General features: G+C 72.6%; 17 protein-coding genes and 2 pseudogenes. 10 read left to right on the top strand and 9 right to left on the bottom strand.

Annotation, left to right across the window (positions count from 1 at the left end; translation table 11 throughout):
• Positions 1 to 18: 18 nt before the first annotated feature.
• Positions 19 to 222 (top strand): annotated as a pseudogene (locus tag ACLJWH_RS29530) (hypothetical protein); the annotation flags it as partial.
• Positions 219 to 371, top strand: a pseudogene (locus ACLJWH_RS29535) (amidohydrolase family protein); the annotation flags it as partial. The pseudogenes ACLJWH_RS29530 and ACLJWH_RS29535, both read left to right, overlap by 4 nt.
• A gap of 85 nt (positions 372 to 456) precedes the next feature.
• Here the strand turns inward: ACLJWH_RS29535 and ACLJWH_RS29540 are convergent.
• A complete protein-coding gene (locus ACLJWH_RS29540; RefSeq protein ID WP_411144834.1) occupies positions 457 to 1,020 on the bottom strand; it encodes an NADPH-dependent FMN reductase in 564 nt (187 codons plus the stop codon).
• Positions 1,021 to 1,610: 590 nt separating this feature from the next.
• Positions 1,611 to 1,847 (bottom strand): hypothetical protein, encoded by a 237-nt coding sequence (locus ACLJWH_RS29545; RefSeq protein ID WP_411144835.1) that lies wholly within the window; start codon positions 1,845 to 1,847, stop codon positions 1,611 to 1,613.
• A 118-nt stretch (positions 1,848 to 1,965) separates the two neighbouring features.
• On the opposite strand from ACLJWH_RS29545, the gene ACLJWH_RS29550 reads away from it, so the two are divergent.
• The 6 genes from ACLJWH_RS29550 to ACLJWH_RS29575 all read left to right on the top strand — a co-directional run bounded on the left by ACLJWH_RS29550 (position 1,966) and on the right by ACLJWH_RS29575 (position 10,983).
• Complete coding sequence (locus tag ACLJWH_RS29550; RefSeq protein ID WP_411144992.1) at positions 1,966 to 2,667, top strand: response regulator transcription factor; 702 nt, start codon at positions 1,966 to 1,968, stop codon at positions 2,665 to 2,667.
• Positions 2,668 to 3,094: 427 nt separating this feature from the next.
• A complete protein-coding gene (locus tag ACLJWH_RS29555) occupies positions 3,095 to 4,540 on the top strand; it encodes a sensor histidine kinase (RefSeq protein ID WP_411144836.1) in 1,446 nt (481 codons plus the stop codon).
• A 123-nt stretch (positions 4,541 to 4,663) separates the two neighbouring features.
• A complete protein-coding gene (locus tag ACLJWH_RS29560; RefSeq protein ID WP_411144837.1) occupies positions 4,664 to 6,109 on the top strand; it encodes a glycosyltransferase in 1,446 nt (481 codons plus the stop codon).
• A complete protein-coding gene (locus tag ACLJWH_RS29565; protein WP_411144838.1) occupies positions 6,106 to 8,388 on the top strand; it encodes an ArnT family glycosyltransferase in 2,283 nt (760 codons plus the stop codon). Before ACLJWH_RS29560 ends, ACLJWH_RS29565 begins: the two co-directional genes overlap by 4 nt.
• Positions 8,389 to 8,576: 188 nt before the next feature.
• Positions 8,577 to 10,130 (top strand): MFS transporter, encoded by a 1,554-nt coding sequence (locus tag ACLJWH_RS29570; RefSeq protein ID WP_411144839.1) that lies wholly within the window; start codon positions 8,577 to 8,579, stop codon positions 10,128 to 10,130.
• Positions 10,131 to 10,206: 76 nt separating this feature from the next.
• Complete coding sequence (locus ACLJWH_RS29575; RefSeq protein ID WP_411144840.1) at positions 10,207 to 10,983, top strand: TetR/AcrR family transcriptional regulator; 777 nt, start codon at positions 10,207 to 10,209, stop codon at positions 10,981 to 10,983.
• A 97-nt stretch (positions 10,984 to 11,080) separates the two neighbouring features.
• Here ACLJWH_RS29575 and ACLJWH_RS29580 read toward each other — a convergent pair whose 3' ends face one another.
• From ACLJWH_RS29580 to ACLJWH_RS29590, 3 genes are all read right to left on the bottom strand, one after another.
• Positions 11,081 to 11,923, bottom strand: coding sequence for a YceI family protein (locus ACLJWH_RS29580; protein WP_411144841.1), 843 nt, complete (start codon positions 11,921 to 11,923; stop codon positions 11,081 to 11,083).
• 177 nt (positions 11,924 to 12,100) lie between these two features.
• Positions 12,101 to 14,695, bottom strand: a complete 2,595-nt coding sequence (locus ACLJWH_RS29585) for an MFS transporter (protein WP_411144842.1) — start codon at positions 14,693 to 14,695, stop codon at positions 12,101 to 12,103.
• An 11-nt stretch (positions 14,696 to 14,706) separates the two neighbouring features.
• Complete coding sequence (locus tag ACLJWH_RS29590; protein WP_411144843.1) at positions 14,707 to 15,180, bottom strand: MarR family winged helix-turn-helix transcriptional regulator; 474 nt, start codon at positions 15,178 to 15,180, stop codon at positions 14,707 to 14,709.
• A gap of 255 nt (positions 15,181 to 15,435) precedes the next feature.
• Here ACLJWH_RS29590 and ACLJWH_RS29595 point away from each other — a divergent pair, with 255 nt between their 5' ends.
• A complete protein-coding gene (locus tag ACLJWH_RS29595) occupies positions 15,436 to 15,663 on the top strand; it encodes a hypothetical protein (RefSeq protein WP_411144844.1) in 228 nt (75 codons plus the stop codon).
• Positions 15,664 to 15,925: 262 nt separating this feature from the next.
• Here ACLJWH_RS29595 and ACLJWH_RS29600 read toward each other — a convergent pair whose 3' ends face one another.
• Both ACLJWH_RS29600 and ACLJWH_RS29605 read right to left on the bottom strand, forming a co-directional pair.
• Entirely contained in the window at positions 15,926 to 16,147 is a 222-nt protein-coding gene (locus ACLJWH_RS29600) for a hypothetical protein (RefSeq protein WP_411144845.1), read from the bottom strand.
• Positions 16,148 to 16,640: 493 nt separating this feature from the next.
• Positions 16,641 to 17,369 carry a GntR family transcriptional regulator gene (locus tag ACLJWH_RS29605; protein WP_411144846.1) on the bottom strand — a complete coding sequence of 243 codons (729 nt, stop codon included), beginning with the start codon at positions 17,367 to 17,369 and terminating at the stop codon, positions 16,641 to 16,643.
• Positions 17,370 to 17,429: 60 nt separating this feature from the next.
• Between ACLJWH_RS29605 and ACLJWH_RS29610 the strand changes: the two genes are divergently transcribed.
• Positions 17,430 to 18,242: a class I SAM-dependent methyltransferase gene (locus tag ACLJWH_RS29610; protein WP_411144847.1), complete on the top strand. Its 813-nt coding sequence runs from the start codon at positions 17,430 to 17,432 to the stop codon at positions 18,240 to 18,242.
• 218 nt (positions 18,243 to 18,460) lie between these two features.
• Here the strand turns inward: ACLJWH_RS29610 and ACLJWH_RS29615 are convergent, their stop codons facing one another.
• Together ACLJWH_RS29615 and ACLJWH_RS29620 are read right to left on the bottom strand one after the other, a co-directional pair.
• Positions 18,461 to 19,210: an MBL fold metallo-hydrolase gene (locus ACLJWH_RS29615; RefSeq protein ID WP_411144848.1), complete on the bottom strand. Its 750-nt coding sequence runs from the start codon at positions 19,208 to 19,210 to the stop codon at positions 18,461 to 18,463.
• Positions 19,207 to 20,283, bottom strand: a complete 1,077-nt coding sequence (locus tag ACLJWH_RS29620; protein WP_411144849.1) for a GlxA family transcriptional regulator — start codon at positions 20,281 to 20,283, stop codon at positions 19,207 to 19,209. The genes ACLJWH_RS29615 and ACLJWH_RS29620 overlap by 4 nt, the downstream gene beginning before the upstream one ends.
• Between the last annotated feature and the right edge of the window lie 125 nt (positions 20,284 to 20,408).

Here is a 20,408-nt window from a genome sequence, read left to right on the forward strand (position 1 = left end):
GTCCGGGTGTGCCGTTGACGGGACAGTCAGGGCGGCCGGCCACCGGCCTTCGACCGGGAGGCGTACAGGCGGCGCGACACCGTCGAGCGGTGCATCAACCGCCTCAAGCAGTGGCGCGGCATCGCCACCCGCTACGAGAAGACCGCCACCATCTACCTGGCCGGACTCCACATCGCAGGCATCTCCCTCTGGTCCGCCGGTGATCCAAACGAAACTGCCTAGGCGACCGGGTGCTCTTCGGCAGCGACTTCCCCAACATCCCCTACGGGTACGCCCATGCGCTGGAGGCACTCACCCGGCTGGAACTGGGCGAGGAGTGGCTGCGGGCGGTCTGTTACGGGAACGGGGCGCGGCTGTTCGGGGTGGTGTGAGCGGGGCGGCGGGCGGCTGTAGAGCTGGTTGTAGAGCTATGGGGCGGGGTCCGTAGGGGCTCGGCCGGGCCGGGTGTGCGGGGGATCAGGCGTCGGCCGCCGCCGCGCGTTCGGTGGCGGCCGTCACGGCGGCGGCCAGGTGGGACATGGCCGTCCGGAGGTCGGCCAGGGTCGCTTCGTCGGCGACGCGTTCCGTGGCGGGGTCGATCATCGGGCCGATGACGGGGATCTCGCGGCAGGCGGCGGTGACGACCTCGGCCGTCAGCATGCGCAGGGTCTCGCGGAGCTGGGCGTGGGCGTAGTCACCGCCGGTGGCGGACGGCGAGGCGGTGATCACCGCGACCGGCTTGTGCATGAACTCGGCGCTGCTGACCAGCCAGTCGAGGGCGTTCTTGAGGGCGCCGGGGACGCCGTGCGCGTACTCGGGGCTGACGATGAGGACGGCGTCGGCGTCCGCGACGGCGGTGCGCAGAGCGGCGACGGGGGCGGGCGGTGTGGCGCCCTCGCCGTCCAGGTCCGGGTTGAAGTGCGGGAGCGCTGCGATGTCGGCGGTGGCGGTCGGCCCGTCGACGAGGGCGAGCGCGGAGCGCAGCACCGCGCCGTTGGACGAGCGGGCGCGCAGGCTGCCGGAGAGGGCGAGGAGATTCATGCGCATGACCGTAAGGGAGGAGAGGGGGCGGGGGTGGGCCGGGTGTGGCTGGTCGCAGTAGTTGTCCTCCGGTGTGCAGGACGACCTGCGCCTTCGCGTCGCCCTGGTCGCGCCAACTGTCACCGGTTGGCCGAGATTGTTGTCACCTTCCTCGCCCGGTCACGCTGGTCGGCACCGACGGGAGCGGGAAGCCGGCTGCTCGGAGTGGGTCTTCCTGGCTGGGGCGCATGCGGCAGGGCCACCGTGAATTTGCGCGCTGTGAAGGTGCCTCCAGCCCACGACGGTCTCAGCGGGTGGGGGCTTCGATCTCCAGGAGCGCTGCCGTCCTGTCGTGGACCAGGTGGGCGAGTGCATCGTCCTGGGCGATGCGGGAGGCGTGGTCGTGGGCGAGGACCGGTGATTGTCAGTGGTGGGTGCCATGCTGAACGCGTGCTGATCGGGCTGGACCGCGCGGGGGGCGGCCCAGCCCGGTCGGACGGGCTGTCGAGGCGACGTGACGGGTCGTCGAGGCGACCGGACGGACGGGGTGTACGCGCGGGGATTCTCAGGAGATTCACAGGAATCGGCAAGGGAGATTTCACCGGGATTGATCAGGCTCGGGTCATGACCGTGACTCCGTCGTCCTCAGCGTCGTCCCGTCCGTCGTACGCCGTGTCATCCGCCGTGTCATCCGCCGTTCCGGCCGGGGCGGCGCCCGCAGCGTCGTCGTCGGCGGCATCGTCGGTGGCAGCCCCGGTGGTGTCCTCCGTGGTGTCAGCGGCGGCGGCCTCCGTGTCCACGGTGCCTTCCACGGCGCCCGCCGCAGCGCCTTCCTCGGTGCCTTCCATGGCCCCTTCCTCGTCCGGCGCGAACGGTGTGCGGCGCATGCGGGGCGCGCAGGCCGTGCGGGGTGCGCAGGGGGAGAGCGGTGCGGCGGCGCGGGCGCCGGGCAAGAAGCCGGAGCTGCTGCGGGCCGACGGCAGCCCGGTGCGGGTGCTGGTCGTGGACGACGAGTCCTCGCTGGCCGATCTGCTGTCGCTGGCGCTGCGGTACGAGGGCTGGGACATCCGGTCGGAGGGGGACGGCGCGGGCGCGTTGCGGTGCGCCCGCAGCTGGCGGCCGGATGCGGTGCTGCTCGACGTGATGCTGCCCGATATGGACGGGCTGACCGTACTGGGGCGGCTGCGCCGGGACTTGCCCGACGTTCCGGTGCTGTTCCTGACGGCCAAGGACGCGGTGGAGGACCGGATCGCCGGGCTGACGGCGGGCGGCGACGACTACGTCACCAAACCGTTCAGCCTGGAGGAGGTGGTGGCCCGGCTGCGTGGGCTGCTGCGCCGGGCCGGGGCCGCCGCCGCGCGCAGCGAGTGCCTGCTCACGGTGGGAGATCTGGTACTCGACGAGGACAGTCACGAGGTGTGGCGGGACGGCCAGGAGATCCATCTGACGGCCACCGAGTTCGAGCTGCTGCGGTATCTGATGCGTAATCCGCGGCGGGTGCTGAGCAAGACGCAGATCCTGGACCGGGTCTGGAGCTATGACTTCGGCGGCCAGGCCAATGTCGTGGAGCTGTACATCTCGTACCTGCGGCGGAAGATCGACGCGGGCCGCGAGCCGATGATCCATACCCGGCGCGGCGCGGGGTATCTGATCAAGCCGGGCGGGTAGCCGGCCGATGCCCGGGACGCCGTCCGTACCGCCCGAATCACCCGTACCGCCAGAATCACCTGTGCGGCCCGGACCGCCGGTGCCGCCAGAATCACCTGTGCAGCTCGAACCGCCGGTGCCGCCTGAACTGCCGGTGCCGCCCGTATCGCCCGCATCACCGGTACGGACCGAGCCGTCAGTACCCTCCGCACCCTCCGCACCCCCCATATCCCCCGGACCTCCCACACCTCCCACACCTCCCGCACCCTCCGTACCGTCCGTTCCGCCATCGGCCTCCGGTGAGAGGCCGGCGCGCCGACCGGGCTCGCGCCGACCGGGCTCGCGTCCGCCCGGCTCGCGTCCGCCCGTTCCGCGTCTGCGCGTTCCGCGTCTGCGCGTTCCGCGTCTGCGCGTTCCGCGTCTGCGCGGTCCGCGGCGGCGCTGGTCGTTGCGGACCCGGCTCGTGGTGTCGGCGGTGGCGCTGATCGCCGTGGTGGGGGCCGTTATCGGTACGGTCACCACCATCGCGCTGCACTCCTATTTGCAGGGGCAGCTGGACTCGCAGCTGCGGGAATCCGTCGTCCGTTCCCAGGCGCCCCGCCCGCACGACCCGATGCGCAACCAGAGCCTGGACTTCGTCGCGATGGGCGGTCTGCCGATCGGGACGGTGGGGGCGCGGGTCGCGCCCGGCGGCCTGGTCGAGGACGGTGCGCGGAACAACGCCTCCACCAGCCGGTTGCCCGGCGAGCGGCTGGACCGGCTGACCGGCCACCAGATCGCGGCGCTGAACTCCGTACCGCGGGACGGTGCGCCGCACACCACCGAGCTGCGCGGCCTGGGCGACTACCGCGTGCAGTTCACCAGGGACGGTGCGGTCGTGCTCGGTCTGCCGCTCTGGTCCGTCGACAACACCGTTGGGACCCTTGTTCTCGTGGAGGCGTGTGTGACAGTCGCCGGTCTGATCGCGGCCGGGATCGCGGGCGCCGCCATGGTCGGCATCGCGCTGCGGCCGCTGCACCGGGTCGCGGCCACCGCCACCCGGGTCTCCGAACTCCCGCTCCACCAGGGCGAGGTGGCGCTGCACGTCCGGGTGCCGGCCGCCGAGGCGGACGCGCGTACGGAGGTGGGGCAGGTCGGCGCGGCGCTGAACCGGATGCTGGGGCACGTCGGGTCCGCGCTGTCGGCGCGGCAGGAGAGCGAGACGCGGGTGCGCCGCTTCGTCGCCGATGCCAGCCATGAGCTGCGTACGCCGCTCGCGTCGATCCGGGGCTACGCCGAGCTGACCCGGCGCGGGCGGGAGCAGCCCGGCCCGGAGACCCGGCACGCGCTGGGGCGGATCGAGTCCGAGGCGGAGCGGATGACGGGGCTGGTGGAGGACCTGTTGCTGCTGGCCCGGCTGGATTCCGGCCGTCCGCTCGCCCGCGAGAGCACCGATCTGTCGCCCCTGGCCGTCGACGCGGTCAGCGATGCGCGGGTCGCCGGCCCCGGCCACCGGTGGCGCCTCGAACTGCCCAAAGACCCCGCGCTGGTGCTCGGTGACGGTGACCGGCTGCACCAGGTACTGGCCAATCTGCTGGCCAACGCCCGTACGCACACGCCCGACGGGACCACCGTCACCGCCCGGGTCGTGGCCGCGGCGGGCATCTCGTCACCGGGCCGGCCGGCGCTCGTACGCCTGGAGGTGCAGGACGACGGGCCCGGCATCCCGCCCGACCTCCTCCCGCAGGTCTTCGAACGGTTCGCGCGCGGCGACGCCTCCCGCTCCCGCGCCGCCGGCAGCACCGGACTCGGCCTCGCCATCGTCCAGGCCGTGGTCGCCGCGCACGGCGGTACGGTCACGGTCGACAGCGTCCCCGGCCGGACGGTGTTCGGGGTCACCCTCCCGGCCGCGTGAGGTGGGCGGGGACCGGCCGGCTCCCGCCCCACCTCGTCCCGCCTCCCCCTCCGCTCTCGGCTCACAGCCCGGACACAGGTTCAGCACACGGCGGTGACAGGGCGGTTGGCCAGTGTCGTCGGCATGACGACGACACAGCCGGCCCGCGCACCGTTGGGCTCCCTCCCGCCACGCGAGCATCTGCGCCTGGGCCAGACCGAGACGGTCCTCGACGTCGTGGTCCCCGTCCACAACGAGGAGACCGACCTCGAACCCTGTGTCCGACGGCTGCATGACCACCTCACCCGCACCTTCCCGTACGGCTTCCGGATCACCATCGCCGACAACGCGAGCACGGACCGTACGCCCGAGGTCGCCGCGCGGCTCGATGACGCGCTCGACGAGGTCATCGCCGTACGGCTGGAGCAGAAGGGGCGCGGGCGGGCGCTGCGCACCGTGTGGTCACACTCCGAGGCGCCGGTGCTGGCCTATATGGACGTCGATCTGTCCACGGATCTGAACGCGCTGCTGCCGCTGGTCGCGCCGCTGATCTCCGGCCACTCCGACCTGGCGATCGGCTCGCGGCTGGCGCGCAGTTCGCGGGTCGTCCGGGGCCCCCGGCGCGAGTTCGTCTCGCGCGCCTACAACCTGATCCTGCGCGGCTCGCTCGCAGCCCGGTTCTCCGACGCGCAGTGCGGATTCAAGGCCGTACGCGGCGATGTCGCCGAGCGGCTGCTGCCGATGATCGAGGACAGCGGCTGGTTCTTCGACACCGAGATGCTGGTGCTCGCCGAACGGGCCGGGCTGCGGATCCACGAGGTGCCGGTGGACTGGGTCGACGACCCGGACAGCACCGTGCACATCGTCCGTACGGCGGCCGACGACCTCAAGGGCGTGTGGCGGGTGGGGCGGGCGCTGGCCACCGGCGGGCTGCCGCTGGACCGGCTCGCCCGGCCCTTCGGCGACGACCCCCGGGACCGTGAGCTGTCCGGGGTGCCGGGCGGGCTGGCCCGGCAGCTCGTCGGCTTCTGCGTCGTCGGTGCGCTGAGCACGCTGCTCTATCTGGGCCTCTACTCCGTCTGCCGGCTCGGTCTCGGCCCCCAACTCGCCAATGCCTGCGCCCTGCTGGTGTCCGCCATCGTCAATACGGCGGCCAACCGGCGGCTCACCTTCGGGGTGCGCGGCCGGGACCGGGCGGTCCGCCATCAGGCCCAGGGGCTGGTCGTCTTCGCCATCGGACTGGTCCTGACCAGCGGTTCGCTCGCGGCCCTCGACGCCGCCACCGGCCGGCCCTCGCACGGCACCGAGCTCGCGGTGCTGGTGGCCGCCAACCTCGCGGCGACGGTGCTGCGGTTCCTGCTCCTCCGCGCCTGGGTCTTCCCGGAGCCCGAGCGCGGGGACGGGGTGGGCGACGCGGGTGACGTGAGAGGCGCGGGCGGTACGGGCCGCACGGGCGATACGCGTCACCCGAGCGCCACCGGCACCCCGAGCGCGCCCGGCAGCACCTCAAGCCCCACCAGCTCCCCGATCCCCATCCACCCCCCGAACGCACAGCGCAACCCGAACGACCCCACCAGGAGCGCCCGATGACCCCGCAGCAGCCCAGCATCCCGGCGCAGCCACCGAATCCACCGAATCCACCGAATCCGCCGGATGCGTCGAGTCCGCCGCCGGCCACGCGATCGCAGCCGGCCCCGCCACCACCGCCCCCACCCGTACGCAGCTACGAGCCCCGGTCCGGACTGCGGGGGCTGCCCGAGCGGATCGTGCGCGGCCGTCCGGAGGATCCGCGCTGGGCCCGGCCCGCGCTGCTGGTGCTGCTGGCGGTCACCGCCGTGCTCTACCTCTGGGATCTGGCGGCCTCCGGTTACGCGAACCAGTTCTACTCGGCCGCTGTGCAGGCCGGCAGCGAGAGCTGGCAGGCGTTCTTCTTCGGCTCCTCGGACGCGGCGAACTCCATCACGGTCGACAAGCCCCCGGCCGCCCTGTGGCCGATGGCGCTCTCCGTACGCCTCTTCGGGCTCGGTTCCTGGGCGATCCTGGTGCCCGAGGCGCTGATGGGCGTGGCGACGGTCGGTGTGCTGTACGCCGCCGTACGGCGCAGGTTCGGTGCGGTGGCCGGGCTGCTGAGCGGTGCGGCGCTGGCGCTGACACCCGTCGCCGCCCTGATGTTCCGCTTCAACAACCCCGACGCGCTGCTCTGTCTGCTGATGGTCTGCGCGATCGCCGCCGTGCTGCGCGCCCTGGCGGACGGCCGGACGAAGTGGCTGGTGCTGGCCGGTGTCTGCTTCGGGCTCGGCTTTCTGACCAAGACGCTCCAGGCGTGGCTGATCCTGCCGGCGCCGGCCGTGGTCTACGCGTGCTGTGCGCCGGTCGCGCTGCGCCGCCGGCTGGGTCAGCTGCTGCTCGCGGGGCTGGCGATCGTGGTGTCCGGCGGCTGGTGGGTGGCGATCGTCGAACTGATGCCGGCGTCCGCGCGCCCGTACATCGGCGGTTCGCAGCACAACAGCTTCCTGGAGCTGACCTTCGGCTACAACGGGTTCGGCCGGATCAGCGGTAACGAGACCGGCAGCGTCGGCGGTGGCGGTGGCCACCGGGGTGGCGGCGGTGGCGGCTGGGGCGAGACCGGTCTCACCCGGCTGTTCTCCTCCGACATGGGCGGCCAGATCTCCTGGCTGCTGCCCGCCGCGCTGATCCTGCTGGTCGCCGCCGTGTGCGTGCTGTGGCGGGCCCGGCGCGCCGTCGCCGCCGAACAGGCCGCGCAGCGGACGGAGTTCCTGGTCTGGGGCGGGGCGCTGCTGATGACGTTCGCGACCTTCAGCTTCATGTCCGGGATCTTCCACCAGTACTACAACATCGCGCTGGCGCCCTATATCGCGGCGCTGGTCGGCATGGGGGCGACGCTGCTGTGGCGGCGCGGTGGCCGGGCGGCGCCGGTGGTCCTCGCCGGGACGGTGGCGGTGACCGCCGTCTGGTCGTACGTCCTGCTGGACCGTTCGCCGGACTGGCTGCCGTGGCTGCGCTGGGTGGTGCTGGCGCTCGGCCTGGCGGCGGCACCGGGGCTGCTGCTCACGGCGCGTGCGGGCCGCCGCCGGCTCGCTGCGCTCGCGGCGGCGTTCGGGGTGGCGGCGGCGCTGGCGGGCCCGCTCGCGTACACGCTCGACACGGTCGGCACCCCGAAGGGCGGTTCGATCATCACCGCCGGGCCCGCGGTCCAGGGCGGCCGGGGCGGACCGGGCGGCGGATGGCCCGGAGGTGCATGGGCCGGCGGTAAGGGCGGTAAGAGCGGTAAAGGCGGCAAGGGTGGCAACGGCGGTATGCCGGGCATACCGGGTGCGCCGGGTGCCGGCCAGGCGCAGGGCGGGGGCCGTGGCCGGTTCCCGCAGGGCTTCCCCGGCGGGCCGGGCGGCGCGGCGGCCGAGCGGTTCGGCGGCCGGACGGGCGGTACGGGCGGCGGTATGGGCGGTCTGCTCAACGGCAGCAAGGTGAGCGACCGGGCCAAGGCGCTGCTGGAGAAGGACGCCGACCGGTACACCTGGGCCGCCGCGGCCATCGGCTCGCAGAACGCCGCGAGCTACCAACTGGCCACGGAGCGGCCGGTGATGGCGATCGGCGGCTTCAACGGCAGCGATCCGTCGCCGACCCTCGACCGGTTCAAGCAGTACGTCCGGGACGGCGAGATCCACTACTTCATCGCCGGGGAGCGGGGTGAACCGGGCGGACCGGGTGAACCGGCCGGACAGGGCGGTCGCGGGGGCTTCGGCGGCGGCAAGGGCCACTCGTCGGAGATCACCTCGTGGATCGAGAAGAGCTTCACGAAGGTGACGGTGGGCGGCGCCACGTTCTACGACCTGACGCGGCCGGTCTGAGCCGCCGGGCGGCGCCGGACCCGGCCCGTCGCCGCCCGCCGGAATGCCCAGCGGAGTGCCTGCCGGAATGCCCGTCGGAATGACCGCCGGAATGCCCGGCGTAGTCCCCGCCCGATAATGAAATGTACGGCGTATAAGACTCCCTGTACGGTGTAAAGCAATCCACTCGCACCGTACAGGGAGCCTGCATGTCCACCGTGGCCTTCGACGCCACCGCCGCGTCCCGCCAGCCACCCGACCGCCACGCCGCCCGCTGGCTGATCCTGGCGGTCATCTGCCTCGCCCAGCTCACGGTGGTCCTCGACAACACCGTGCTGAACGTCGCCGTCCCCTCCCTCACCGAGGAACTGGGCGCGACCACCGCCGATGTGCAGTGGATGCTCAACGCCTACTCGCTGGTCCAGTCCGGTCTGCTGCTCACCGCGGGCAACGCCGCCGACCGCTACGGCCGCAAGAAGATGCTCGCCACCGGACTGGCGCTGTTCGGTATCGCCTCGCTCGGCGCCACCCTCGCCCAGACGCCCGCCCAGCTGATCGCCGCCCGCGCCGCCATGGGCATCGGCGGCGCCCTGCTGATGACCACCACCCTCGCCGTCATCGTGCAGGTCTTCGACGACGCCGAGCGCCCCAAGGCCATCGGCATCTGGGGCGCGATCAGCTCCCTCGGCTTCGCCGTCGGCCCGCTGATCGGCGGTTCGCTGCTGAACCACTTCTGGTGGGGCTCGCTCTTCCTGATCAACCTGCCGGTGGCGCTGCTCGGGCTGTTCGCCGTGGTCGCGCTCGTCCCCGAGTCGAAGAGCCACGGCGGGGAGCGACCCGATCTGCTCGGCGCGCTGCTGTCCATGGTCGGCATGACCGGCGTGGTCTTCGCGATCATCTCCGGGCCCGGACACGGCTGGCTGTCGGGCCGGGTGCTGGTCTCCGCGGCCGTCGGTGCCGTGGCGCTGGTCCTCTTCGTGCTCTGGGAGCTGCGCATCCCGCATCCGATGCTGGACATGCACTTCTTCCGCAACTCCCGCTTCGTGGGCGCCGTCTCGGGCGGCATCCTCGTCGCCTTCGGCATGGGCGGCTCGATGTTCCTGCTCACCCAGCACCTCCAACTGGTGCTCGGCTACGGCCCGCTGGACGCGGGGCTGCGGATGGCGCCGCTCGCCGCCACGGTCATCCTGGTCAACTTCACCGGGCTGAGCGCCCGGCTGACGCCGCGGCTCGGCACCTCCGGCATGATCCTCTCCGGGATGACGCTGCTGGCGGGCGGTCTCGCCGCCATCGCCACCCTCGGCGGGGACAGCTACGGCGGCATGCTGACCGGTCTGATCGTCATGGGTGTCGGCATCGGGCTCGCCATGCCCACGATGGCCAACGCCATCATGTCCGCGATCCCGCCGGCCAAGGCCGGAGTCGGCGCCGGGGTCAACGGCACGCTGACGGAATTCGGCCAGGGGCTCGGCGTCGCCGTCCTCGGCGCGGTCCTCAACTCCCGGTTCGTTGCGCTGCTCCCGCTGGTCGCGGCCGGTGCCGGCTCGCTCCCCGAGGCCCTCGCCAGGACCCGTACGGATGCCGAGCGGACCGCCGTCCACGACGCCTTCGCGGCCGGTATCGGCACCAGCCAGCTGGTCGGCGCGGCGGCGGTGTTCCTCGGCGGGCTGCTCGCCGCGGTGCTGCTGCGCCGGGCCGGGAGCCCGGGTGACGAGGGCGGCGCCGGAGCCGCGGCGGAACCGGCCGCCGCCACAGCGGAATAGCATCAGCGGTACGACCCGTATGCCCCGTACGCGCGGTACGGGGCATACGGCGGGCTTCAGCGAAGGGGAGGGCGCCATGACAGCGACGGACGGCGGCACCGGGAAGCGGCCGCGCAGTATCTGGCTGGCCGAGCGCCCCCGGCCGAGGCGGAAGGCGGACCAGCCGGCCGGACTGGACCTCGACAAGATCGTCGCGGCATCGGTCCGGCTGCTGGACGCCGAGGGGCTGGCGAAGTTCTCGATGCGCCGGCTCGCCGCCGAGCTGGGCGTCACCGCGATGTCCGTCTACTGGTACGTCGACACCAAGGACAACCTGCTGGAACTGGCCGTTGACGCGGTGGCCGGCGAGCTGACACTCCCGGACGAGTCGGACGACGGCGCCGACTGGCGCGACCAGCTGCGCGTCCTGGCCGTCGGCTACCGCGACACGCTGCTGCGGCACCCCTGGGCGGCCCGGCTGCTGGGCGAGTTCATCAACGTCGGCCCGCGGGCGAACGCCTTCTCCAACGCCACGGTCCGGGTCATGCGCCGCACCGGTCTGCCGCCGGAGCGGATCTCCGGCGCACTGGCCGCCGTCTTCCACTTCGCCTACGGCTTCTCGACGCTCCGGGCCCTGCACGAGGCGAGCTGCCGGGCCGCGGGCATCAGCCTGGACGACTACTTCGCCCAGATCGTCGCCGCGCTCTCGGACCGCCCGGAGCACGCCGAGACGCTGGAACTGTCCGCCGGGATCGGGTACGCCCGCGGGGGCAGCGCCCTCGACATTCTGGACCGGGACTTCACGTTCGCCCTGGACCTCCAGATCGCGGGGATCGAGGCGATGCGGGAACGGGGCGGCGAACGGGGGGCCTGAGGACCGCCGTTCGCCGCCCCGCCCGTCAGCCGCCCCGCCCGTCAGCCGCCCCGCCCGTCAGCCGCCCCGCCCGTCAGCCGGTCAGCCGGCCGGCCCGTCAGCCGGTCGGCAGGCTCGTCCCCTGCACCGCCTGGATGTCCAGCTCGACCTTCAGCGTCGTACCGATCGCCGCGATCCCGGCCGCGACGACCTGGTTGTAGTTCATCTTGAAGTCCTCGCGGCGCAGTGCGGCGGTGGCCCGGAAGGCCGCACGCACCCCGCCCCACGGGTCGGGGCCGGTGCCGAGGTAGCTCAGGTCGAGGTCCACCGGCCGGACGACGCCGTGCAGGGACAGCTCGCCGTGCACCGTCCAGCGGTCCGCGCCGGCCGGCTCCAGGCCGGTGCTGCGGTAGGTGAGTTCGGGGAACTCCTCGACGTTCAGGAAGTCCGCGGAGCGCAGATGGTCGTCGCGCAGGCCGTTGCCGGTGTCGATCGACGCGGCCTTCATGACCGCCTGGACGGTCGAGTGCGCCAGGTCCTCGGCGATCTCGATCCGGCCGCTGAACTCGGCGAACCGGCCGTGCACGCTGGAGATACCCAGGTGCTGGGCGACCGCGGCCACCGTCGAATGCACCGGATCGACCGTCCAGACACCGGGCGGCGGCAGCTCCGTACCGCCCTGCCGCGCCAGCACCACCGTGCCGGCGTCCAGCCGGCCGCTCGCCGTCACGATCGCACCGGCCGCCGCCGGGGCGTAGCCGACGGCCGTCACGATGACCGTGTACGGACCGGCGGGCAGCGGCTGTTCGCCGCGGACGGTGCCTTCCTCGTCGGCCGGTGCGCGCAGCACCTGCGCGCCCGTCATATCGGTGACGGTCAGTACGGCGTGCTGGACCGCCCAGCCGTCCCGTGTGCGGACCCGCGCCCGTACTCCCGCAGTTCCCGCGCCCGTCGAAGTCATTGCCACTCCCGTTTCTTGCCTGGTACGTGTCGGGCCCCGGGCGGCGGCGTGCAGGCCGTCCCCTGCCTGTGCGCACGGCCGCCGCCGGGGCCCTGGGGCCGGGCCCGGGGCGCGTCGCCGCTCACGGCGCGCCCCGGCCCGGGGTTTCGCATCCCGGGCGGTTCACCCGGGGCCGGGTCAGTCCCCGGGGTGGGCGAGGTCGATGTCGTAGCCGTCGACCCCGCGGGCGTCCACCTGGAGGCCGGTGGCGACCGGCGGGTAGCCGCTCGCGATGACCGTGTAGTCGCCGGCGTCCAGGTCGGTGAAGGCGTACGCGCCGTCCGCACCGGTCGTCGAGGTGGCGACGACGTTGCCCGCCGCGTCCACCAGCGTGACCCGGGCGTCCGTCAGCGGGTCGCGCCCGGTGCCCGCCCGGACGACGCCCTGCACCCGGGCGCCGGACAGCAGCTCGATCTCGATATGGGCCGTGCCCTGGCCACCGACCTCGACCGGCAGTGCGGTCGGGCGGTAGTCCGCCGCGTTCACGGCGACGGTGAAGGTGCCGGCGGCCAGCTCGTCGAAGGCGAAGTAGCCCTCGGCCCCGGTCTTCCCGGTGGCCAGCACCTCACCGCGGACGTCGGTGACGACGACCATCGCACCCTCGACCGGCTCACCGGTGACCGCGCTGCGGACCTGGCCGCCGAGGCCGCTGGTCCCGCTGAGCAGGATGTCGTAGCCGACCGGCCGGTCGCCGACGACGACCGTGGACGCCTGCGGCTGGTGGCCGTCGGCCGCCGCGATCAGGACGTACGAGCCGGCGCCGGGGGCGCTGAGCGTGTACGCGCCGTCGGCCTGGGCGACCGAGCGGCCCAGCTGACGCCCGCTGAGCGAGATCAGCGTCACCGCGGAGCGCGGTACCGGACCGCCCTCGGCGTTGCGGACGAAGCCGTGCACCGCCGGACCGGCCGGGGCGGCGTCCCCGCCGCCCGCCGAGGCGAACGCCGCCAGTGGCTGGGCGGCCGTCGCCGGGGCCGGCTGTGCCCACGAGGGGGTGTGGCCGTCCTCGTCGGAGCCGGCCGACGGGGCGCCCACCAGTGCGGGCTCCCGCTCCTCGGCGGCCGCCGGGGCGGCGGTGTCGGCGGAGGTCAGGACGGCGGTGCCGGCCGGGGCCGCGGCCGCCGTACCGGACGCGCCCTGCTCCAGCCCGCCCCGGGTCTTCAGCGCGACCTCCTTGATGAACAGGGCGAAGAGGAAGGCGAGCAGCGCGCAGGGCGCGGCGTACATGAAGACATCGGCGACACCGTGTCCGTAGGCGCTCTCCATGATGGTCCGCAGCGGAGCCGGCAGCGCGGACAGGTCCGGGATGCCACCGCCGCCGGCCTGGCCCATCTGCGCGGCCTTCTCCGGCCCGAACGACTCGACCAGGCCGTCCTTGACGTAGTGCGTGACGCGGGTGGCGAGCACCGCACCGAGCACCGAGACGCCCACCGCACCACCGAGGGAGCGGAAGAAGGTGACCAGCGAGGAGGCGGAGCCGAGGTCCTCGGGGGCGACCTGGTTCTGGGTGGCCAGCACCAGGTTCTGCATCATCATGCCGATGCCGAGGCCCATCAGCGCCATGAAGATCGCGATGTGCCAGTACGTGGTGTCGTAGCGGATGGTGCTCAGCAGGCCCAGGCCCGCGGTCAGCAGCACACCGCCGGTGACCAGCCATGCCTTCCAGCGGCCGGTCTTGGTGATGACCTGGCCCGAGACGGTCGAGGAGACGAAGAGACCGGCGATCATCGGGATCGTCATGACACCGGACATCGTCGGCGACTGGCCGCGCGCCAGCTGGAAGTACTGGCTGAAGAAGACGGTGCCGGTGAACATCGAGATACCGACGAACAGCGAGGCCACCGAGGCCAGCGTGATCGTCTTGTTGCGGAACAGCCGCAGCGGGACGATCGGCTCCTTCGCCCTGGACTCGACGAAGACGAAGACCGCGCCGAGCACGATCGCGCCGCCGACCATCACGAAGGTCTGCCACGACAGCCAGTCGTAGTTGTTGCCGGCCAGGGTCACCCACACCAGCAGCAGCGAGACCGCCGCGCTGATGAAGAAGGCGCCCGCCCAGTCGACCTTGACGCCCTCGCGCTTGACGACGGGGAGCTTCAGGGTCTTCTGGAGCACGATCAGCGCGATCACCGCGAACGGCACGCCGACGTAGAAGCACCAGCGCCAGCCGAGCCAGCTGGTGTCGGTGATGACGCCACCGAGCAGCGGGCCGCCGACGGTGGCGACGGCGAAGGTGGCACCGAGGTAGCCGCTGTACCGGCCGCGCTCCCGCGGCGAGATCATCGCGGCCATCACGATCTGGGCCAGGGCGGACAGACCGCCCACGCCTATGCCCTGGATCACCCGGCAGGCGATCAGCATGCTGGTGTTCTGCGAGAGCCCGGCCACCACCGAGCCCAGTACGTAGATGACCAGCGCGGCCTGCACCAGCAGCTTCTTGCTGAACAGGTCGGAGAGCTTGCCCCACAGCGGGGTGGTCGCGGTCATCGCCAGCAGCGACGCCGTCACGACCCAGGTGTAGGCGCTCTGGCCGCCGTCGAGCTCGTGGATGATCTGCGGCAGCGCGTTGGAGACGATCGTCGACGAGAGGATCGCGACGAACATGCCGAGCAGCAGCCCGGACAGCGCCTCCATGATCTGACGGTGCGTCATCGGGCCGCCGGCGGGGGCGTCGTGACCGCCGCCCCCGTGCTTGGCGTGGCCGCCCCGCACACCGGCTGGTGTGGTCGTAGCCATGTAGTTCCTTTTCATCCTGCGGGTGTACGGGTGGTGGAGTCGTGAGGTGCCCGGATACGGCAGTCGCCGAAGCTCGAACGGAGCCTGGCGAGCAGCTCGTTGAGATGCCCGACGTCGGTGTCGGTCCAGTCATCCAGATACCGGGCGAGTGTTTCGGCGGAGCGCTTGGCGAGGTCGTTGAGGACCTCCGTGCCGCTCGGGGTCAGGCGCAGCAGCCGCGACCGCTTGTCGGCGGGGTCGGGCTTCCGCTCGATCCAGCCGCGCTCGGCGGCGTGTGCGACATGCCGGCTCGTCACCGACATGTCGATCGCGAGCAGCTCGGCGAGCTGGCTCATCCGCATCTCGCCGTGCCGGTCGAGAAGGGTGAGCACACCTGCCGAGGCGGGCGGGCAGTCCGGGGGGAGGATCCGCCCCATCCCGCGTTTGACGGCGCCGATGGCACTGAGTTGCCTGGCCAGCTCTTCGTACTGACTCCGAGCGGCCATGAGCTCCTCCACGATCATTTGTTGCTTCGGGCAACCATAAACTCTGTTGGTTGCTGAAGGCAAACGATTTCAGGGTCCCGGCGGTAAAGGGAGCCAAAACTCTCCCCCGCGACCAGGTCAAAAGGCGGACGGCGGTACGCGAGCCCACCCCCGCCCCTCCGCGAGCCCCCCGCACCCCCCTCGGACACCCTCGGATGTGCCCGGACGCGCCCCAGAGGTGCCCCGCCAACTCCCCGTTCGCTAGGGTCCTTCCCCATGGCGACCAACCCGCAGAACCAGGCCGAGGGCAACTACGACCCGGCGGGCAGCACGCAGATGTTCCGAGCCTTCGTCGACGAGGGCGCCCCGCCCCAGCCCACCGGCTCCCGCCGCGCCGCGGCCCCCCAGCGCGCCGCGTCCGGCGGCCCCCGCGTCGGCCTCATCGTCGGCGTGATCGTCGCGATCCTGGTCGTCGTGGGGGCGGCCTGGCTGGCGCTGGGGTAGGCGCCGGCATGGACGGCCGTGCGAGGCCGTCCCCTATATACGCGTATGCATGGGGACACCCTGTGTGCGACTTCCTGCACGCGACTGCGTATACGCGACTTCCGTACGAACGAGGGGCCCGGCACCGCCGGGCCCCTCGAATGCTGAGGACCCCTGGGCTACGGGTTCCCTTCTCCCTCTCCTTCTGCGCTGTCGCCGCCGGGGAAGGGGATGCGCCCGCCCCGGCTCTCCGCGATCCGTAGCGCGTCCCGCAGTGCCTCCTTCAGCCTGCTGACACAGAACCGCAGCTCATCGACGGAGGGCGGGCGTCCAGCAGGTCGGCGACGTGGTCGAGCAGCTCCGCCCCGGTGTCGAGCTGAAGCTCCTCCATGCGGTCGGCGAGGTGCGAAACGTAGCCGCCGACATGGCCGTCCGTCGCGACGTAGCACGGCTGACCGTCCGCCCCCGCCCAGGGAAGCAGCCGCATGATCGGCGTCCGGCTCATGACCGGACCTCGGCGCCGTGTGCCTTTCCGTACACAGGTGGCCATGGAGCGTGGGGATGCTGTCGCCGCTCGTGCGTGAGGAGGTAGGGGCGTACGAGGGGGGTGGCGGTGCCGTCGAGGGGCGTCTCGTGGCGACGGGGGCGGAGCGAGGGGAGGGGGCGAGGGAGTGCGGGTGTTGCCGGGCGGTGCTCACGGGCGGCGTCGGACGCCGGGGGTGCGGACTGTTTCGTCGGCCGGGTCGGCCGGGCGAGGAGGCGGCGCATAGGGTCTTCCCTGTCGGCCTGCTTCTCTGAGACGTCAGGTTGGCCACGCCCCGGGGCCGTTGCAGCGGTCGCCGGGGTCCCGCATCTGTGCGCCGTCACGCAGGGCGCACATGGCGATGTCGGTGGGTGGTGGGAGGCAGCGCGCGGCAATGATCACCGGCAAACGTGGTGGCTGCGCTCCCGCGCAAGGATCACACTGGACCAGTTGACTAGTCCAGTCAAGCAACTCGTCAGGAAGCGTGCCCCATCGGGTAGTTGTCGGTGTCCTCGTACACATGCGACGGCGTGACGCCCACCTCGCACACCAAGGCCCGCCGCTCCGGGTCGTACGCGACGTGCAGGACCACCGACACCGCCGCGGGCTCCGTCACCTCCAGCAGTGCCGCCTCATCCGGGTCGGCCAGGCGTACCGACCTGACGTCCATCCCCTCCGCGGGGAAACGGCCCGTCTCGCGCTGCACATAGCGCGTCGTGCCCTCCGCGATCGGGCCCGCCGACGACAGCCGTGGGCACACGTCCGCCACCTCGGCCGGGAACCACGCGGTCACCAGCGATTGCGGAGTGCCGTCATCGAGGAGCATCAGACGGGTACGCCGGAGCGCCACCTCGCCCTCGCCGAGCCCGAGCGCATCCGCGACGGCCGACGGCGGGACGGCCCGGTCAGGGGTGCCCAGCCGCCGGTACGGGGAGCCGCCGCCGATCCGAGTGGACCCGGCCCGTCGTCCGCCGGCGGGCCGGGCGACCGGAGCCTCGGCGACGGAAAACCCTGAGCCCTGGCGGGATACCACCAGACCGTCGTTGCGCAGAGCCTCCATCGCCTTCACGACAGTTCCGCGCGCCACCTGCCACTGTTCGCACAGATCGCGTCCGGAGGGCAGGAGGTCGCCAGGGCCGAACTCGCCTGCCGCGATGCGGGTTCGGAGCGATTCAGCGATCTGCTCGTACTTCGTCATGGCCATGCGTACCGCTCTCGTCTCACTACTGGACTAGTCAGCTGGTCAAGTTACAGAATGCCGCGCATGGACCTCCCCGAGCTAGCGCCAGAGATCACCGAGTACTACGCGAACACGGGCAACGAGGCCGAGCGGCTGACCACCTCCGCTGACGGACGCCTGGAGCTGCTCCGCACGCAGGAACTGCTGCGCCGCTGCCTTCCCCCCGCGCCCGCCATGGTCCTGGACGTCGGCGGCGGCCCCGGCACACACGCCACTTGGCTCACCGAGGACGGCTACCGGGTGCACCTCGTGGACCCGGTCCCCCGGCACGTGGCGGAGGCCAAGGCAGTGGGCTGCACAGCCGAGTTGGGTGATGCCCGCAAGCTGGCCGCCGCCGACGCCTCGTACGACGCCGTGCTCCTCCTCGGCCCGCTCTACCACCTTCTGGACCGTGCCGACCGGGACCAGGCCCTCGCCGAGGCGTTCCGGGTCGTCAAGCCGGGCGGGCTGGTGGCCGCGGCGGGTATCAACCGGTACGCGTCACTGTTCGAGCACACCGCCTTCGCCCATCTCCACACCGAGCGGATGCAAGGCGCGGTCGGGCGCATCCTCAGTTCGTCCGTCCATGACGGGAAGCGGGGATTCACCGCGGCGTACTTCCACCGCGGCGAGGAGCTGCGGGACGAACTGCGCGACGCCGGTTTCGACGGGGCCGAGGTGTTCGGCATCGAGGGGCCGACGTGGGGCATGCTCAAGGCCGTTGAGCAGCATACGGGCGCGTCGGTCGCCGGTACGGACCTCTTCGCATCAGCGCTCGCAGCGGCACGGATGGCCGAGCCGTACCCGGAACTGCTGTCCGCCAGCTCGCATCTCCTGGCCGTGGGGCGGCGGCCCTAGCGCAGGGGACGGCGGCGGGGCCGGCCAGTGGCTCAGTGCGATGCCGACGGTGCGGTGGAGTCCGGCGCGGCCGCTGCCCTGATCCTCGAAGGGGCAGGTCACACCGCGTCCGCCCGGAAGGCGGGGGTGGGGGAGCGACTCGGCCTCGTTCGCACGGCTCCACGGTGGTGGCGGGCGGGGCCGTCAAGGGGCGGGGGAGGCGGAGGACTTCGGGGGCGTCAGAGGACCTCGGCCCGCCCCGGCGTGAGCCAGTGCAGGCGGTCGGCGATGCCCTCGGCCGCGAAGGCGGCGGTGATGTCGGCGCGGTCCTCGGTGAAGTGTTCCCACGAGGCGTAGTGGAGCGGGACGACGGTGCGCGCGCCGAGGGAACGGGCCAGGGCCGCCCCCTGGGCGCCGTCCATGGTGATGAGGTCGTCGCCCGCGAAGGCGGCCAGCCGGGCGGCGCCGAGGTGGAGGAAGGCGGTGCCGATGGTGAAGCGGCGGCCGATCTCGTCCAGTTCGGGGAAGTGCACGGTGTCCCCGGAGAGGTAGACGGCGCCGTCCACCCCGGGCGTCTCCAGGACGAAGCCGATGACGTCGCCGACCGGGCCGTGCCGTCCCGGGGTGGCGGTGATCCGCAGCGTGTGGCCGTGGGCGGTGAGTTCGTGGGTCTGCCAGGGCGCCAGGCCGATCGCTCCGGCGCCGAGGCGGTCCGCGCCACTGACGGTGGTGAGGACGGTCTTGCCGGGCAGCAGGGCGCGGCCGGCGGCGTCCAGATTGTCGGGGTGCTCGTCGTGGCTGAGCAGGATCGCGTCGACGGGCGGCAGCTCGGCCGCCGTGCGGGCGGGGTGCTCGGTGCTGCGCAGCGTGATCGGGCCGTGCACGTACGTGGCCGGCGCCGGGTCGAGGACGGGATCGGTGAGCAGCCGCAGGGGGCCGGCCTCCACCAGGGCGGTGGCGGTCCCGATGTGCGTGGCGGTGATCTTCATGAGGTTGCCCCGGTGGTGTTCTGCGCGGTGTTCTGCGTGGTGTTCTGCACGGTGCTCTCCTGTGTGTCGGTGCGGAAGCGTCGCCGGTATTCGGCGGGGGAGGTGCCGAGCCGGTCACGGAAGACGCGGTAGAGCGTTTCGACGGAGCGCAGCCCGGTCGCGGCGGCGATGTCGGTGGGTGGCCGGTCGGTCCGTTCCAGCAGGCGGCGCGCCGCCTCCAGGCGCATCCGCTCCACGAAGGTGCCGGGGGTGCTGCCGGTCTCCCGCTGGAAAACGCGGGAGAAGTGCCGCTCGCTCATGTTCATCCGGGCGGCCAGGACCGGTACGGACAGATCCTCGGCCAGGTGGTCGCCGATCCACAGCCGCAGGGCGCGCACATCGGTGCGGACGTCAGCGCGGGCGGCACCGCGGCCGGCCCGCTGATGCGACAGCTGCACGCTGAACTGGCTCTGGCCGCCCGGCCGCTGGAGGTACATGACCATGATCCGGGCGACCTCCAGAGCCGCCTCGTCGCCGTGGTCGTCCGCGACCAGAGCCAGCGCCAGGTCCATGGAGGACGTGATGCCCGCGCCGGTCCAGATCCGGCCCGAGCGGATGAAGATCGGATCGGGGTCGACCGTCACCTCGGGATGACCGGCGGCCAGCAACTGTGCGGTGGCCCAGTGGGTGGTGGCGCGGTGACCGTCGAGCAGTCCGGCCGCGGCGGCCACATGCGTGCCCGCGCAGACGGCGGCGACCCGGCCGGCCGGCGGCGCCGCCGTGCGCAGCCAGGCGACCACCTCGTGGTCGATACGTGGCACCGGACCCTCCGGGCCGATGTCCATGCGGCCGGGGATCAGCAGGGTGTCGATCGTGCCGGCGCAGTCGGTGAACGTCCCGTCCACGCAGAGCCGTACCCCGGAGAAGGTGTCCACCGGCTCCGCGCGGTGCGCGAGGATCTGCACGTCGTATCCGGGGCGGCGCCCGCCCAGGACCTGTCCGGCCATGGCGAAGACCTCGACGGGACCGGTCACGTCGAGTGCGTCCACGCCCGGGAAGACGGCGATCACCACACGGTGCCGGGGAGTGCTCATGGCCACCAGCCTCGCCCGCCTCCCCGATGGCCGCAATGACCGGTCTCTGCATGATCCGGACGTGACCCGGACATGGCGACAGTGCCGGGAGTCCCGACGGCCCGGGGCACGTGGCGGCGGTCCGC

Origin of the sequence: Streptomyces sp. x-80, assembly GCF_046549095.1 — a bacterium.
Lineage (GTDB): Bacteria > Actinomycetota > Actinomycetes > Streptomycetales > Streptomycetaceae > Streptomyces > Streptomyces celluloflavus.